This window comes from Streptomyces sp. NPDC024555, from assembly GCF_055559335.1.
The window spans coordinates 26,996-42,878 of the sequence record NZ_JBVHKV010000001.1 but is presented as its reverse complement, the minus strand read 5'-3'; the positions used below and the strand labels follow the sequence as shown (position 1 = coordinate 42,878).

The window sequence follows — 15,883 nt, the reverse complement described above, 5'->3', positions numbered from 1 at the left end:
CCGGCGCGGACTGAACCGGCGTGCCCCGGGCGGCGCCCGGGACAGGCACACTGGAACCCATGTCGATCCACGAGAACCTGCTCGGGGGCCCGCCCCCGACCCACCTGCCCGACGACCCGGAGCCGCGCGACCTGCTCGCCGCCGGCACCGCGCCCGCCGACGTCGCCGCGAAGTACCCGACCTCCTCGCTGGCCTGGGCACAGCTCGCCGACGAGGCCTTCGAGGGCGGCCGGGTCGTCGAGTCCTACGCGTACGCCCGCACCGGCTACCACCGCGGCCTGGACGCGCTGCGCCGGGCCGGCTGGAAGGGCCACGGCCCCGTCCCGTTCGAGCACGAGCCGAACCGCGGCTTCCTGCGCGCCCTGCACGCCCTCGCGCGCGCCGCGCAGGCCATCGGTGAGCAGGACGAGTACGAGCGCTGCTCCACGTTCCTGCGCGACTCCTCGCCGACCGCCGCCGAAACCCTCGGCTAGCCGATTCCCGCCCTGCGGGCCCCGCGGACGCCGCCGTCCGCGGGGCCTGCGCGTTCGCGGGGGCCGTGGTTAGGATGCGAACAGGGGACCGGGGCTCCACTTCCTCACCGGAAGGGGCGGACCGCTACCCGGAAGCTCGTGTCGAGGAGACAGCGATGTCGACGATCCACCCCGACCCCGAAGCCACCGGTGCGGCGACCCCGCACCTGGACTTCGCGGGAACGACTCCGTACGAGGACTATGTCCAGGCGGATGTTCTCACCCACCTCCAGCACCTCCGCTCGGACGATCCCGGCGAGATGGTCTTCCTGGTCACCACCCAGGTCATGGAGCTGTGGTTCACGGTCATCGTCCATGAGTGGGAGACCGCGGCGCACGCCCTGCGCCAGGACCGGCTGACGGTGGCGCGCGACGCGCTGAAGCGGTCCGTGCGGGAGCTGGAGGCGCTGAACGCCTCCTGGACGCCGCTCGCCCAGCTCACCCCCGCCCAGTTCAACTCCTACCGGTCCGCCCTCGGCGAGGGTTCCGGTTTCCAGTCGGCGATGTACCGGCGGATGGAGTTCCTGCTCGGCGACAAGTCCGCGTCCATGCTCGTGCCGCACCGGGGCGCGCCCCGCGTCCACGCCGAACTGGAGAAGGCGCTCGGCGAACCGGGGCTGTACGACGAGACGCTGGCCCTGCTCGCCCGGCGCGGGTACGCGATCCCGCCGGCGGTGCTCGAACGCGACCTCACCCTGAAGTACGAGCCCTCGCCCGAGGTCGAGGCCGTCTGGGCGGAGATCTACGCCGACCCCGACCAGCACGGCGAACTGGTCCGGCTGGGCGAGGCGCTGACGGACGTCGGCGAACTCGTGTGGCGCTGGCGCAACGACCATCTCGTCGCCACCCGCCGCGCCATGGGTTCCAAGACCGGCACGGGCGGTTCGGCCGGGGTGGCCTGGCTGGAGAAGCGCGCCACGAAGAACGTGTTCCCCGAACTCTGGACGGCCCGCAGCCATGTCTGACCTCCAGGAGCGCGCACAGGCGCTCGACACCGCCGACGCGCTCGCCCCGCTGCGGGCGCTGTTCACCCTCGACGACACCGTCTACCTGGACGGCAACTCGCTGGGCGCGCTGCCCCGGCACGTCCCCGCGCGGATGCAGGACGTCCTCACCCGCGAGTGGGGCGAACTGCGCATCAGGTCCTGGGACGAGAGCGGCTGGTGGACCGCGCCGGAGCGGATCGGCGACCGCATCGCCCCGATCGTCGGCGCGGCCGCCGGGCAGATCGTCGTCGGCGACTCCACCAGCGTGAACGTCTTCAAGGCCGTCGTCGCCGCCTGCCGGCTCGCGCCGGAGGGCCGCGACGAGATCCTGGTCGACGCCGCCACCTTCCCCACCGACGGCTACATCGCCGCGTCCGCCGCCCGGATGACCGGCCACCGCATCACCCCGGTCGCCCCCGCCGACGTGCCCGACGCGCTGGGGCCCCGGACGGCCGCGGTGCTGCTCAACCACGTCGACTACCGCACCGGCCGGCTCCACGACCTGCCCGGTCTCACCGCCGCCGTGCGGGCCGCGGGCGCGGTCTCCGTCTGGGACCTCTGCCACAGCGCGGGCGCCCTGCCCGTCGGCCTGGACGCGCACGGGGTCGACCTGGCCGTCGGCTGCACCTACAAGTACCTGAACGGCGGCCCCGGTTCGCCCGCGTACCTGTACGTCGCCGCCCGCCACCAGGACGCCTTCGACTCGCCGCTGCCCGGGTGGACCTCGCACGCCGACCCGTTCGCCATGACCCCCGGCTACACCCCCGCCGACGGAGCCGTACGCGGCCGGACCGGAACGCCCGACATCCTGTCCATGCTGGCCCTGGAGTCCTCCCTGGACGTCTGGGACGGGGTCCCGGTGGAGGCCGTGCGCGCCAAGTCGCTGGCCCTGACGGACTTCTTCCTGGAATGCGTCGAGGCGTACGCGCCCCGCGGCCGGGTCGCCTCCGTCACCCCGGCCGCGCACGCCGAACGCGGCAGCCAGATCGCGCTGCGGTGCGAGGACGCCGAACCGGTCATGCGCGCCCTCATCGCGCGCGGGGTCGTCGGGGACCTGCGCCGCCCCGATGTGCTGCGGTTCGGATTCACCCCGCTGTACGTGGGGTTCGCGGACACGGAACGCGCGGCGCGCGTGCTCGCGGACGTGCTGGCCGCTCCCTCGGCGTAGGCTTCCGGCTCCGTCCGGTGACCGGCTCGCCCCGGTCACCGGACGGCTGGGCGGGCGCCCGGCAGCCCGGGGGTTCCCGCCGGGCGGGCACCCGCGTGGTACTGGTACCGTCCCCGCAGGTCAGGCCAGTTGACTAGGCATCAGGGACGGTTGGAGCACCATGTCGGATTCTGCCGCGCGCGATCGGGACGCCGTCGAGACCGAGTCGGCGTTCTCCCATCCGGCCGTCGCGCCCGATACCTCCGCCGCCTACGGCAGCCATCCCGACCAGGTGATCGACTTCTACGCGCCGCGCGACGGGCGCACCGGCGCGCCCGTCGTGGTCGTGCTGCACGGCGGGGCGTGGCGGGCGCCGTACGACCGGGGCCATGTGTCGCCGTTCGCGGACTTCCTGGCCCGGCGCGGCTTCGCGGTCGCCAGTGTGGAGTACCGGCGCGGCAGCGAGCTCCCGCAGCAGCGGGGCTCCGGTCCGGTCGCCGGTCGCTGGCCGGAGACCTTCGACGACATCGCGGCGGCCATGGACGCGCTGCCCGCCCTGCTGGCGCGGGAGCTGCCCGCGGCGGACGCCCGGCGGACCGTCGTCACCGGGCACTCCGCGGGCGGGCAGCTCGCCCTGTGGGCCGCCGCCCGGCACGTGCTGCCCGAGGGTTCGCCCTGGCGGCTGCCCCGCCCGCCCGCGCTGCGCGGGGTGGTCGCGCTGGCCCCGATCGCGGACTTCGCCTCGGCCGTGGAACTGGACGTGTGCTCCGGCGCGATCGGGCAGTTCCTGGGCCGGGCGGAGGACTACGCGGAGCGGTCCGCGTACGCCGATCCGGCGCGCCTGCTGCCCACCGGCATCGCGACCGTGGTCGTCCAGGGCACCACGGACCTCACCGTTCCGCAGGCCGTGTCCGAGGCGTTCGTCGACGAGGCCGCGCGCCGGGGCGAGACGGTGGGTCTGACGCTGCTGCCCGAGGTCGGGCACTTCCCGCTCATCGACCCGGCGGCCGACGCCTGCGCGGTCGTCGCCGAGGAGATCGCGCAACTGGCCTGGTAGAACCCGGTGCGGAGGCGGAGGAGGGCCGCGTAGTACTTGCGACGGACGGTTCAGGATCCGCAGCGCTGCTGACGACCGGGGTCCCGTGTCCCCGTACGTTGGAATCGTGACCGAGACCAAGACCAGGAGCCCGGAGCTCCGTGTGGCCGCAGGGGCGATAGGCGGCCTGCGGCAGGACCTGATCCACGACGCGTTCGCCTACCGGCCGCTGGCGCCGATGCGGACCGACGGGGTGCTGACCCGCAGGCTGCCGGACCGCTTCCGCGCCCGGGTCGCGTGGACCCCGCACGCGGTGGTCCTGACCGCCGCCCTGATCTCCTTCTTCGTGGGGTTCTCCACCACCGGCAACGCCGGAGTCCTCGTGTCGGGGCTGCTGCCCGCCGCCTGCGTCGGGATGACGCTGGTGCGGCCGGTCGGGGCGTTCTGGATGTCGATGGCGCTCATGCCGCTGTGCATGGTCACCTCGGCGTCCGACGGTCCGTGGGTGGCGGGCACCTTCTTCGCGCACCTGGTGGTGATGACCGTCGTCGCCGCCCGGACCCGGCCGCGGACCGGGGCCTGGATGTGGGGCCTCACCCTGGTGTTCGGGGTGCTCCTGGAGAACGCCGCCGGCTGGCACTCCGGACCGCCCACCACCGCGATGGCCGTCGCCTCGGCGTTCTCGCTGCTGGTGGTGAGCCTGGTGCAGGTGCGGCGCGAGGCCGAGCGCGAGGTGACCGTGCAGCGCACCGTCACCGCCGTCGAACGCGACCGGCGCACCCTGCTGGAGGAGCGCACCACCATCGCCCGCGAACTGCACGACGTGGTCGCCCACCACATGTCCGTCGTCGCCATCCAGGCCGAGGCCGCCCCCTACCGGGTGGAGAACCCGCCGCCCGAACTGGAGCAGGCCTTCCTCACCATCCGGGAGAACGCCGTGGCGGCGCTCACCGAACTGCGCCGGGTGCTCGGCGTCGTCCGCGCGGAGGACTACGAGGTGCCGGACGCCCCGCAGCCCACCCTCGCCGAACTCGACGGACTGATCGCCAATGTCGGCGAGGCCGGGCTGCCCACCGAGAAGACGGTCACCGGCGCGGTGCGCGAACTCCCGCAGGGCGTCGAGCTGTCGGCGTACCGGATCATCCAGGAAGCGCTCAGCAACAGCCTGCGGCACGCCCCCGGGGCCACCGCGAAGGTCGAGATCGGCTATGTGCTCGGCGGGCTCGGTCTGCGTGTCGTCAACGGGCCGCCGACCGGCCCGGTCAAGCCCTCGCCCGGTGCCGGGCACGGGATCACGGGGATGCGGGAGCGGGTCGCGATGCTGAACGGCGAGATGACGGCCGAGACGACGGCGGAGGGCGGTTACGAGGTCACGGCGTTCATCCCCGTGCAGACGGCCCCGGCCGACGCCCCCTCCGACGGCCGCTCCGGCACCTCCGGGGGGACGGCATGACCGGCGCCGCCGGGGCGCCGATCCGGGTGCTCATCGTCGACGACCAGATGATGGTCCGCGAGGGCTTCTCGGTCCTGCTCAACGCGATGCCCGGCATCGAGGTCGTCGGCGAGGCCGTCAACGGGCGGCAGGCCGTCGCCCAGGTCGCCGCGCTCCGCCCCGACGTCGTGCTGATGGACATCCGGATGCCGGAACTCAACGGCATCGAGGCGACCCGCGAGATCGTCGCCGCCGACGCGGACGCCAAGGTGCTGGTCCTCACCACCTTCGACCTCGACGAGTACGTCTACCAGGCGCTGCGCGCCGGGGCCTCCGGCTTCCTCCTCAAGGACGCCTCCGCCCGGCAGCTCGCCGACGGCGTCCGGGTGGTCGCCTCCGGCGAGGCGCTGCTCGCCCCGACCGTCACCCGGCGGCTGATCACCGAGTTCTCCAAGCTGGCGGCGGCCGCCCCGCGCCCTCCGGCCCTCGCCCAGATCGGCGATCTCACCGAGCGCGAGACGGAGGTGCTGGTCCTGATCGCGCAGGGCCTGTCGAACGCGGAGATCGCCTCGCACCTGGTGGTCGCGGAGTCGACGATCAAGACCCATGTGAGCAGAATCCTTGTGAAGCTGGGGCTGCGCGACCGCACCCAGGCCGCCGTCTTCGCCTACGAGGCCCGGCTGGTCACCCCGTCCTGAGACGGGTCCGGGACAGGACGGACGGCGGGTCCGGGACAGGGTCGGCGGCGGGTCCTGGACAGGACGGGAGGCGGGTCCGGGGCAGGGCCGGCCGGGCAGGGCTGGCTTGGGGGCGGGTGGCCGGTTAGCGTCGCTGCATGGACCAGCCCACGCACCCCTCCTCCGGCCCCGCCGCCCCGTTCGATCCCTGGTCGGCGGCGTTCGTCGCCGATCCGTACCCCGCCTACGCCGAGCTGCGCGCCACCGGCCGGGTGCACTGGTTCGAGCCGACCGGGCAGTGGCTCGTCCCGCACTACGCGGACGTGTCGGCGCTGCTGCGGGACCGCCGGCTGGGCCGGACCTATCTGCACCGCTTCACCCACGAGGAGTTCGGCCGGACGCCCCCGCCGCCCGAGCACGAGCCCTTCGACACGCTCAACGGCAACGGGCTGCTGGACCTGGAGCCCCCGGACCACACCCGGATCCGGCGCCTGGTCTCCAAGGCCTTCACCCCGCGCACCGTCGAGCGGCTGGTCCCCACGGTCCGGCGGCTGGCCGCCGAGCTGGTCGACGACTTCGTCGCCGAGGGCGGCGGCGATCTGCTCACCGCCGTCGCGGAACCGCTGCCCGTCGCCGTCATCGCCGAGATGCTGGGCATCCCGGAGTCCGACCGCGCCCCGCTGCGCCCCTGGTCGGCGGCGATCTGCGGGATGTTCGAGCTCAACCCGTCCGAGGACACCGCCCGCGCCGCCGTGCGCGCCTCGCTCGACTTCTCCGCGTATCTGCGCGAACTGATCGCCGAACGGCGCGGCAACCCGGGAGAGGACCTGATCTCCGCCCTCATCGCCGCCCATGACGAGGGCGAGCGGCTGACCGAGCAGGAGATGGTCTCCACCTGCGTGCTGCTGTTGAACGCCGGGCACGAGGCGACCGTCAACACCACCGTGAACGGCTGGCGGACCCTGCTGGGCCACCCGGAGCAGCTGGCCGCGCTCCGCGCGGACCACGGGCTGCTGCCCACCGCGGTGGAGGAGCTGATGCGGTACGACACCCCCTTGCAGATGTTCGAACGCTGGGTGCTCGACGACATCGAGATCGACGGCACGGTGATCCCCCGGGGCTCCGAGGTGGCCCTGCTCTTCGGCTCGGCCAACCGCGACCCGGCCCGCTTCGCCGACCCGGACACCCTGGACCTCGCCCGTCAGGAGAACCCCCACATCACCTTCGGCGCCGGCATCCACTTCTGCCTCGGGGCGCCGCTGGCCCGGGTGGAACTCGCCGCCTCCTTCGGCGAACTCCTCCGCCGCGCTCCCGGCATGCGGCTGGTGGCCGAACCGGAGTGGAACCCTGGCTATGTCATCCGCGGTCTGAAGGAACTCCGGGTCGCCCTCTGACCCCGCCCGCCGGACCCCCGCCGTCGACCCCCGCCGCCGGACCGGTGTCCGGCGGCGCGGGCCCCGCGCCTGTCAGGTCAGCAGGTCGCGCCGGCGCAGCGCCGCCAGCCCGGCCGCCACCAGGCCCGCCGCGATCACGGTCAGGAGCACCACCGGACCCCAGGCCATGCCCGCCGCCCCCGGCAGCTTCGGCAGATGCGTGAACGGCGACAGGTCCATGACCGCCTGCGGCAGGTTCAGCGCGGGGCCGATCCAGCTCAGCGCCAGGCATATTCCCACCAGCCCCCATCCGGCGGCGGCCAGCCGGGGCAGCGCCCCGTACAGCAGGACGGTCACGCCGCCCAGCAGCCAGACGGCGGGCAGTTGCACCAGGGCGGCGCCGAGCACCGCCGGTATCGCGTGGCCGTAGCCGACCGCCAGTCCGAGCCCGCCGATCGCCATGACCAGGGCGGCTCCGCCGAAGGCGATGAGGAGATGGCCGGCGGCCCAGCCGACGCGGCTCACCGCCCCGGCGAGCACCGGCTCGGCACGCCCCGCGGTCTCCTCGGCGGAGAGCCGCAGCACGGAGGAGACGACGTAGAGCGCGGCCACCGTGCCCAGGACGGAGACCATCGAGGCGAGGAAGGCGTCCGTGAGTCCGGACTGGCCGCCCATCCGCTCGAAGATCTCCCGGGTCTTCTCGTTGTCCCCGACGAGATCACCGACCCCGTCGGTCAGCCCGCCGAAGACGAACCCGACCACGGCGAACGACAGCGTCCATCCGACGAGCGCGCCGCGCTGGAGGCGCAGGGCGAGACCCCGGGCGGAGGCGAGCCTGCCCCGCGCCGGTCCGGGCCGGGTCGGCAGGAAGCTCATGCCGACGTCGCGGCGCCCGGCCAGCGCGTACGCCACGATCCCCTGGACGGCGACGGCCCCGGCGATCACGAGGAGCACCCACCAGCGCTCGTCCGCGTACGGCCGGACGTTCTCCGCCCAGCCGAGGGGGGAGAGCCGGGTGAGGACGGACGAACCGTCGTCCGTCGCGGAGTCGCCCGCCGCCTTCAGGACGAACGCGGCCCCCACGACCGCCGCCGTCAGCCCCTTCGCCAGCCGGGCGCTCTCGGTGAACTGCGCGGCGATCGCCGCGGTGCAGGCGAACAGCATCCCGACCCCGGCGACGGCCGCGGCGAGCGCCACCGCCCCGGCGCCGCCCGCACCCGAGCCCGCCATCCCGGCGACGATCACCAGGGCCAGCGCCGCGTTGGCGGCGAGGGCGGCGAGCAGGGCCGCGGTGAGCGGGGCGCGCCGTCCCACCATGGCGGAGGAGATCATCTCCTGACGGCCCGTCTCCTCCTCCTCGCGGGTGTGACGCACGACGACGACCAGGCTCATCACCCCGGCCAGCGCGGCGCCGAAGGCGAGCATGCGCCAGCTGACCAGTCCGCCCACGGAGTCGCCGAACACGGGCCCGTACAGGGCGCGCACGGAGCTGTTGGCGTTCATCGACGCGGCCAGCTCGGCGCGCTCGGCGGCCGTCCCGTAGAGCGCGGAGATCGACCGCCCGACGGAGGAGAAGGAGCCGCCGAGCACGAGCACCCAGACGGGCAGGATGATCCGGTCGCGCCGCAGGGCGAGCCGGAACAGGGTCCCGGTCCCGGCGAGCTGCCCGGTCCCCGCCCGGTGCCGCTCGCCCGTGGCGGCGGCCATGGTCGCGGTGGTCATCGCGCGCTCACCTCCGCGTCCTGTCCGGTCTCCGCCGTGTAGTGCCGCAGGAACAGCTCCTCCAGCGTGGGCGGCGTGCTGGTCAGGGAGCGGACCCCGGCGGCGGAGAGCGATTTGAGGACGGCGTCCAGCTGCTCGGTGTCGACCTGGAGGGAGACCCGCCGGCCCCGCACGTCGAGGTCGTGCACCCCGGGCAGCCGGGACAGTCCGTCCGGGTCGGCGGCCAGCTCGGCGGTGATGTTGGTCCGCGTCAGATGGCGCAGTCCGGCCAGGGTGCCGGTCTCCACCGTCCGGCCCTGGCGGATGATGGAGACCCGGTCGCAGAGTGATTCGACCTCGCTGAGGATGTGGCTGGAGAGCAGCACGGTCCGCCCCCGGTCGCGCTCCTCGGTGACACAGCTCTGGAAGACCTCCTCCATCAGCGGATCGAGGCCGCTGGTCGGCTCGTCCAGGATCAGCAGGTCCACATCGGAGGCGAAGGCGGCGACCAGGGCCACCTTCTGCCGGTTCCCCTTCGAGTACGTCCGGCCCTTCTTCGTCGGATCGAGCTCGAAGCGCTCGACGAGGTCCGCGCGCCGGGCCGGGTCGAGCCCGCCGCGCAGCCGGCCGTAGAGATCGATCACCTCGCCGCCCGACAGATTCCGCCACAGCGTGACGTCACCCGGCACGTACGCCACCTTGCGGTGCAGCTCCACCGCGTCGCGCCAGGGGTCGCGGCCGAGCAGCTGGGCCGCGCCGGAGTCGGCGCGCAGCAGGCCCAGCAGCACTCTGATGGTGGTGGACTTCCCCGATCCGTTCGGTCCGAGGAAGCCGTGCACCTCACCGGACTCGACGGTCAGATCGAGCCCGTCCAGCGCATGCGTCCGGCCGAACGACTTGTGCAGCCCGGCCACGGTGATTGCCTTCGTCATGCTTCTGAACGTACGCTACTTTCACAAAGTTGTGAAGTTAAGGAAACGTATAAACTCGAAGGAGTGACCCGGGCGAAGGGCAGGGGCCGGGGCCGCGGAGAGGACGAGGAACCGATGAGCAGCGAATCCGCAGAGGACGTACGCGAGGCGCCCGGCGCCGCCCGGGGGAGCGGGGAGCGGGACGCGGAGGCCGTCTCGCGGTTCGTCGAGCGGTTCGCGTCCGAGATGACCGAGGCGGGGATGCAGCGGATGGCGTCCCGCGTCTTCGCCGCGCTGCTCGCCGACGACGACGCGTCGATGACCTCGGCGGAGCTGGCCCTGGCCCTGCAGATCAGTCCGGCGGCCGTGTCCGGCGCGATCAACTACCTCACGCAGGTCAGCATGGTCGGACGGGAGCGCGAGCCGGGCTCGCGCCGCGACCGCTACCGGCTGCACAACGAGATCTGGTACACGACCTTCGCCAGCCGCGACCGGGTGCTCACCCGCTGGGAGCAGACCCTGCGCGAGGGTGCCCGCACCCTGGGCGAGGACACGCCCGCGGGCGCCCGCATCGCCGAGACGGCGGCCTTCTTCGAGTTCCTCCAGAACGAGCTGGGTGCCCTGATGGGCCGGTGGGAGGAGCACCGCAGGACCCTCGGCCTGCCGGGCGACGGAAAGCCGCGCGAGGACGCCGCCGGATCCGCCGGCTAGGGCCGCCCCGCAAAGATCCACAAAGAGCCTGGGGCGCTGCTTCCAGGACCCCCCGTCAGCCCCCCGACACCGGCAGCATCAGCCCCCAGGCGCCCGCCCGCACCGTCCACGTCCGGGTCCGCACCGGTCCTCCGACCTGTATGTCCGCCCGGTAGCGGAAGTCCGCGCCGGAGACCGTGACGGCCTTGGCCTCCGTGGTGAGGGGGCCGCCGTCCGGCGGGTGGATGGTCACCTCGGCGACGCCTCCGTCGGTGCCCGAGGTGACCGTCACCGACTCCACCGGGCGGCCCAGGTCGGTCAGCACCACGCCGTCCGCCTCGACGCGCAGCCGGTGGGTGCCTGGTCCGTCGGCGGGGGCGGCCGGGGCCGGGCGCACGAGCGTGCGGACCAGGGAGCGGCAGGTGTTCCAGACGGCCGTGACACCCGAACGGTCCTGACGGGCCCCGGGAGCGTCGCCCGGGGCCGGGATGCGCAGCGCGCCCAGGACCACGCCGTCGCTGTCGTCGACCAGCAGGTCCAGCCGGCGCACCACCCCGTCGAGCGCCGTGCGCGCCGCCGCCACCGCGCCGGCGGGCACGCCCAGCCCGTGCGCCAGCTCCAGCCGGGCGGCGGTGCCCACGGGGATCAGCGAGAGGGCGCTCATGGCCGGTTCCCGCTCCCGATGGAGCAACGCGACCGCACGGCGCAGAGCGCGGTCGTCACCGATCACCACGGGCCTGCGGGAGCCCCGCCGGGAGAGCGCCCGGTCGAACTCCGCGGGACCGTCCGGAAGGCAGATCTTGGCGTGCGCACCGGCGCTCAGCACGTCTTTCGCGATCCGGACGGACTCGCCGTCGGTCCGGCGGGCGTCCGGATCGACCACCACCAGCAGATGGGGCGCACCGTTGCCGGGGGGCTGGGCAGCCGACACCTCGGTCCTTCCTCGGGTAGCATCTTGGTGCAAGAGCCCCTTGCGCTATTGCGCCAGGGGCTTCGTCTATTCCGGGGCACCCGGTTCGACGGTTCAGGCCGTGTCGTACAGCGTCGTACGGCATGTACGGCGTTTACGTACGCCCCCTGACCTTGGACATGCCCCGCCCGGAAGGGGTGTACGCCTGTGCCCGCACTTGTGCTGCTCGGTGCTCAGTGGGGTGACGAGGGCAAGGGAAAGGCCACCGACCTCCTCGGTGGGTCCGTGGACTATGTGGTGCGCTACCAAGGGGGCAACAACGCCGGACACACCGTCGTCGTCGGTGACCAGAAGTACGCACTGCATCTCCTCCCCTCCGGAATCCTTTCGCCGGGGTGCACCCCGGTCATCGGTAACGGTGTCGTCGTCGACCCGGCGGTCCTGCTCTCCGAGCTGAGTGGGCTGAACGAGCGTGGCGTGGACACGTCCAAGCTGCTGATCAGCGGCAATGCTCATTTGATCACTCCGTACAACGTCACCGTCGACAAGGTGACGGAACGGTTCCTCGGCAAGCGCAAGATCGGTACGACCGGGCGCGGCATCGGCCCGACGTACGCGGACAAGATCAACCGGGTCGGCATCCGCGTCCAGGACCTCTACGACGAGTCGATCCTGGAGCAGAAGGTCGAGGCGGCCCTGGAGCAGAAGAACCAGCTTCTGGCCAAGGTCTTCAACCGGCGGGCGATCGAGTCCGGCAAGGTCGTCGAGGACATGCTCCAGTACGCGGAGCAGATCAAGCCCTACGTCGCCGACACGACGCTGATCCTGAACGACGCCATCGACGAGGGCAAGGTCGTCCTCTTCGAGGGCGGCCAGGGCACGCTGCTCGACGTCGACCACGGCACGTACCCCTTCGTCACCTCGTCGAACCCGACCGCGGGCGGCGCCTGCACCGGGGCCGGCGTGGGCCCGACGAAGATCACCCGCGTCATCGGCATCCTCAAGGCCTATACGACGCGTGTGGGTGCCGGTCCGTTCCCGACGGAGCTGCTCGACGAGGACGGCGAGGCGCTGCGCCGGATCGGCGGGGAGCGCGGTGTCACCACCGGCCGCGACCGCCGCTGCGGCTGGTTCGACGCGGTCATCGCGCGGTACGCGACCCGGGTCAACGGTCTCACCGACTTCTTCCTCACCAAGCTGGACGTGCTGACCGGCTGGGAGCAGATCCCGGTGTGCGTGGCGTACGAGATCGACGGCAAGCGCGTCGAGGAGCTGCCGTACAGCCAGACCGACTTCCACCACGCGAAGCCGGTCTACGAGATGCTGCCGGGCTGGTCGGAGGACATCACCAAGGCCAAGACCTTCGGTGACCTGCCGAAGAACGCCCAGGCGTACGTGAAGGCGCTGGAGGAGATGTCCGGCGCCCCGATCTCCGCGATCGGCGTCGGCCCCGGCCGGACCGAGACCATCGAGATCAACTCCTTCCTGTAGGCGGGAGGGCGGCCGGAGGGCCGGGGCGCGGTTGCGTCCCGGCCCTCCGGCGCGTCCGGGCTCGGCGTGCCCCGCACAGCCGCAGCCCCTCGGGCGTCGCGCACGGCAGGTGCCCGTGGGTGCGGACGACGTCCTGGCCGCTGCCCCGGCCGAGGTAGGCGAGGAAGCTGGAGACCAGGGAGTCGGCGGGCGGGTGGCCGTAGGTGTACGCGTACTCGATCTCCCGGTACGGATAGCGGCTGGTGGCGAGGGTGTCCACGGAGGGGGCCGCGCCGTCGAGGGAGACCGGATGGGCTCCGGGCGGTTTGGCCCCGGCCCGCAGTTCGCTGTAGCCGATGGCGCCGTCGAGCCGTCCGACCTCGGCGAGGACCTGATCGGTGGAGTCCAGTTCGCAGCGGATGACGGGGGCCCGGGGGTCGTCCTTGGTGGTGCAGTCGCGGGAGGACTGGGCGGGTTCGTTGCGGCCCAGGACGCGGCGCTGGAAGACCTCGCGGGTGCCGGAGTTGGCGTCCCGGCTGACCAGGAGCACCGGCAGGTCGGGGCCGCCGAGCGCACTCCAGTTGCGGATGTCGCCCCGGTAGAGCGCGCGGACGGTGTCGAGGCCCAGGTTCTTCAGCGGGACCTTGTCGTTGACGACCAGGCGGAAGAGGGAGACGGCGACGCGGTTCTCGCGCAGCTGCGGGAAGCCGCTCGGCTTCGGGCCGTCGGAGAACGCCACGAGGGCGGGCGAACCGGAGCGGCCGGCCCGTGCGCCGCGTTCGGCCAGCTCCCGTATCCCGGCGGTGCTGCCGTGCGCGTCCACGGTGACGGTGGCGCCCGCGCACGCCTCGGCGTACTTCTGGGCCAGCTCGCGCAGGACGGGTTCGAAGGCGGTGGAGCCGGTCACGGTCAGCTCGCCGCGCGCGCAGCCGATCGGGGGCGGGGTGTCGTCGCGGACCAGGATGATCGTGGACAGGGTCATGACGCAGACGGTGAGCGCCACGGTGATGAACCGGGCGGCGCGGCCGAACAGCGGCGGCTTCTCGTCCGGCCGGGCGGCCGAGTTGGGCCGCACCTCGCCGTCCCGGATGCCGCCGGTGATGCGGACGGGGCTGCCGACGCGCGCCCCGGTGAGCAGGACCAGGAGCTTGAAGTGCTCACCGCGGTTGAGCGGGACGCGCGGCAGCCGGATCAGCGAACCGCTCTCGCGGAGCCCGGCGGACGGGGTGAAGTGGTCCATCAGATGGTCGGCGCCGGGGGAGTGCGTGACGGCGATCCCGCGCACCCGGCGGTCGGTGAACTCGACGACCAGCCCGTGCAGCTGCTCGTCGGGCCCGGTGTAGTCGCCGCGCGCGATCGACTGCGAGCCGTCGTTCTCTATACGGAGCAGGACGAGGGTGGCGTCGGCCATGTCCGGGGTCTCGTCGAAGAGCCCGAGCCGGACGTTGGCCCGGCCCTGTCCGGCGTCGCCGCCGATCGGGGTGTCCATCTGCACGCGGTAGCCGATGCGTTTGCGGCGCGGGACGCGGCGCTCGTACCAGAGCACGCCGATCGAGGCGAGGACGCCCAGGACGGCGGTGAGGACGGCCACGACGTTCTCGGCGGTGAACCACTCCACGGCCCGTTTCCCCCTCGGCTTCCGGACGGCTGTGCGCGTGCGCGTCACCGTAGGGCGGCCGGGGCGCGTCCGGCGGGTCGTACGGGGACCCGTCGCCCGTTGTTCGCTCGCCGTTCGGCCGGGGAGCGGAACGGGGGCCGCGCGCACGGCACTTGGTCCAGACCTTGACAGGTCCAGACCAATCACGGTTGGGTGTCCGGGTGCCCGACGGCATGCCGGAGCCTGTTCGGGGTGCCCTGCCGAAGGAGTGAGCAGCGCTGAACCGCATCAAGAGCGTTCTGACCGTACTGAGCGCCGTCGTCGCGACGGCGGCCTTCCTCCCCGGTGCGGCGCAGGCCGCGCCCGCCCCCGCGGCCGAGGTGTCGTGCGCGCCCCTGTGGAGCTCGTCCACGGCGTACGGCGCGGGCGGGACCGTGTCGCACCACGGCCGCAACTGGACGGCCAAGTGGTGGACGCAGAACGAGAATCCGGGCGCCACCTCGGTCTGGAAGGACGGGGGCGCCTGTACGGGCGGCGTCTCGGACTTCGTCATCAGCGAGGACGAGTTCGACGCGATCTTCCCGGACCGCGCCCCCTTCTACACGTACCAGGGACTGATCGACGCCCTGCACGCCTATCCCCGGTTCGCGAACACGGGGACGGAGACGACCAGGGCCCGGGAGGCGGCGGCGTTCCTGACGCACGCCGACTTCGAGTCGGTCGGTCTGCAGTACGTGAAGGAGATCAACGAGGCCAACTACTGGATCAAGTGCGACTACAGCCAGCCCTTCGGCTGCCCGGCCGGTCAGAAGGCCTACTACGGGCGCGGGCCGATCATGTTCAGCTGGAACTTCAACTACAAGGCGGCCGGTGACGCGCTGGGGCTGGACCTGCTGAACGATCCGTGGATGGTGGAGCGCGATCCCTCGGTCGCCTGGCAGACCGCCCTCTGGTACTGGAACACCCAGAACGGCCCCGGCACCATGACCTCGCACGAGGCCATGGTCGGCGGCGCGGGCTTCGGTGAGACGATCCGCTCGCTCAACGGCTCCCTGGAGTGCAACGGCGGCAATCCCGCCTCGGTGGCGGCGCGGGTCGCCAAGTACGAGCGGATCACCGGCATTCTCGGGGTGAACCCCGGTTCGGGGCTGACCTGCTGACGCGGTGACGGAGTGCGGGCGCCGCGGGACGGCGTTCCGCATGCTGGACGGGCCCGGAGGATTTTCCTCCGGGCTCTTCTCCGTACGGCTGCCCCATCCGGACGAACCTCCTCCGGAATAAGGGCTGTTGAGGCGTGTGGTGCGCAAGTGGACGGCAGTGGCCGGTGGTTGGCTCTTCCGCTGTCGTAAGAATGTTCGGCGATGGTCTAGACCTTGACAGGTTCAGACCATTCCCGCTTGAGTGACGGCATCCCCCCATGGCGGCGTGCCGACGAGAGCGG

At 72.8% G+C, this 15,883-nt stretch carries 14 protein-coding genes; 10 read left to right on the top strand and 4 right to left on the bottom strand.

All coding sequences use genetic code 11. The features are described 5' to 3' along the window. Positions 1-59: 59 nt before the first annotated feature. The 7 genes from ACZ4FH_RS00195 to ACZ4FH_RS00165 all read left to right on the top strand — a co-directional run bounded on the left by ACZ4FH_RS00195 (position 60) and on the right by ACZ4FH_RS00165 (position 7,184). The gene (locus ACZ4FH_RS00195) at positions 60-473 is read left to right on the top strand and encodes a DUF3151 domain-containing protein (protein ID WP_383630706.1); all 414 of its coding nucleotides are present in this window, start codon (positions 60-62) and stop codon (positions 471-473) included. Between the two features lie 155 nt (positions 474-628). After that, positions 629-1,477, top strand: coding sequence for a tryptophan 2,3-dioxygenase family protein (locus ACZ4FH_RS00190; protein WP_467301350.1), 849 nt, complete (start codon positions 629-631; stop codon positions 1,475-1,477). Further along, positions 1,470-2,666: a kynureninase gene (gene kynU, locus ACZ4FH_RS00185; protein WP_467301349.1), complete on the top strand. Its 1,197-nt coding sequence runs from the start codon at positions 1,470-1,472 to the stop codon at positions 2,664-2,666. Before ACZ4FH_RS00190 ends, kynU begins: the two co-directional genes overlap by 8 nt. 160 nt (positions 2,667-2,826) lie before the next feature. After that, positions 2,827-3,702 carry an alpha/beta hydrolase family protein gene (locus ACZ4FH_RS00180; RefSeq protein WP_467301348.1) on the top strand — a complete coding sequence of 292 codons (876 nt, stop codon included), beginning with the start codon at positions 2,827-2,829 and terminating at the stop codon, positions 3,700-3,702. A 106-nt stretch (positions 3,703-3,808) separates the two neighbouring features. Next, on the top strand, positions 3,809-5,134 hold the full coding sequence (locus ACZ4FH_RS00175) for a sensor histidine kinase (RefSeq protein WP_467301347.1): 1,326 nt from the start codon (positions 3,809-3,811) through the stop codon (positions 5,132-5,134). Next, positions 5,131-5,811 (top strand): response regulator, encoded by a 681-nt coding sequence (locus ACZ4FH_RS00170; RefSeq protein WP_467301346.1) that lies wholly within the window; start codon positions 5,131-5,133, stop codon positions 5,809-5,811. Before ACZ4FH_RS00175 ends, ACZ4FH_RS00170 begins: the two co-directional genes overlap by 4 nt. 137 nt (positions 5,812-5,948) lie before the next feature. Next, positions 5,949-7,184 carry a cytochrome P450 gene (locus ACZ4FH_RS00165; protein ID WP_467301345.1) on the top strand — a complete coding sequence of 412 codons (1,236 nt, stop codon included), beginning with the start codon at positions 5,949-5,951 and terminating at the stop codon, positions 7,182-7,184. A gap of 72 nt (positions 7,185-7,256) precedes the next feature. Here ACZ4FH_RS00165 and ACZ4FH_RS00160 read toward each other — a convergent pair whose 3' ends face one another. Then, positions 7,257-8,885 (bottom strand): ABC transporter permease, encoded by a 1,629-nt coding sequence (locus ACZ4FH_RS00160; RefSeq protein WP_467301344.1) that lies wholly within the window; start codon positions 8,883-8,885, stop codon positions 7,257-7,259. Then, positions 8,882-9,796 carry an ABC transporter ATP-binding protein gene (locus ACZ4FH_RS00155; protein ID WP_467301343.1) on the bottom strand — a complete coding sequence of 305 codons (915 nt, stop codon included), beginning with the start codon at positions 9,794-9,796 and terminating at the stop codon, positions 8,882-8,884. The genes ACZ4FH_RS00160 and ACZ4FH_RS00155 overlap by 4 nt, the downstream gene beginning before the upstream one ends. Positions 9,797-9,910: 114 nt before the next feature. Here ACZ4FH_RS00155 and ACZ4FH_RS00150 point away from each other — a divergent pair, with 114 nt between their 5' ends. Beyond that, positions 9,911-10,486 carry a GbsR/MarR family transcriptional regulator gene (locus ACZ4FH_RS00150; RefSeq protein WP_467301342.1) on the top strand — a complete coding sequence of 192 codons (576 nt, stop codon included), beginning with the start codon at positions 9,911-9,913 and terminating at the stop codon, positions 10,484-10,486. A gap of 55 nt (positions 10,487-10,541) precedes the next feature. Here the strand turns inward: ACZ4FH_RS00150 and ACZ4FH_RS00145 are convergent, their stop codons facing one another. Further along, positions 10,542-11,396: a diacylglycerol kinase gene (locus ACZ4FH_RS00145; RefSeq protein ID WP_467301341.1), complete on the bottom strand. Its 855-nt coding sequence runs from the start codon at positions 11,394-11,396 to the stop codon at positions 10,542-10,544. 186 nt (positions 11,397-11,582) lie between these two features. On the opposite strand from ACZ4FH_RS00145, the gene ACZ4FH_RS00140 reads away from it, so the two are divergent. After that, on the top strand, positions 11,583-12,866 hold the full coding sequence (locus ACZ4FH_RS00140) for an adenylosuccinate synthase (protein WP_467301340.1): 1,284 nt from the start codon (positions 11,583-11,585) through the stop codon (positions 12,864-12,866). Here the strand turns inward: ACZ4FH_RS00140 and ACZ4FH_RS00135 are convergent. Further along, positions 12,850-14,463, bottom strand: a complete 1,614-nt coding sequence (locus ACZ4FH_RS00135) for a substrate-binding domain-containing protein (protein WP_467301339.1) — start codon at positions 14,461-14,463, stop codon at positions 12,850-12,852. The genes ACZ4FH_RS00140 and ACZ4FH_RS00135 overlap by 17 nt on opposite strands. A 278-nt stretch (positions 14,464-14,741) precedes the next feature. Between ACZ4FH_RS00135 and ACZ4FH_RS00130 the strand changes: the two genes are divergently transcribed. After that, positions 14,742-15,602 (top strand): glycoside hydrolase family 19 protein, encoded by an 861-nt coding sequence (locus ACZ4FH_RS00130; RefSeq protein ID WP_467301718.1) that lies wholly within the window; start codon positions 14,742-14,744, stop codon positions 15,600-15,602. Positions 15,603-15,883: the final 281 nt, after the last annotated feature.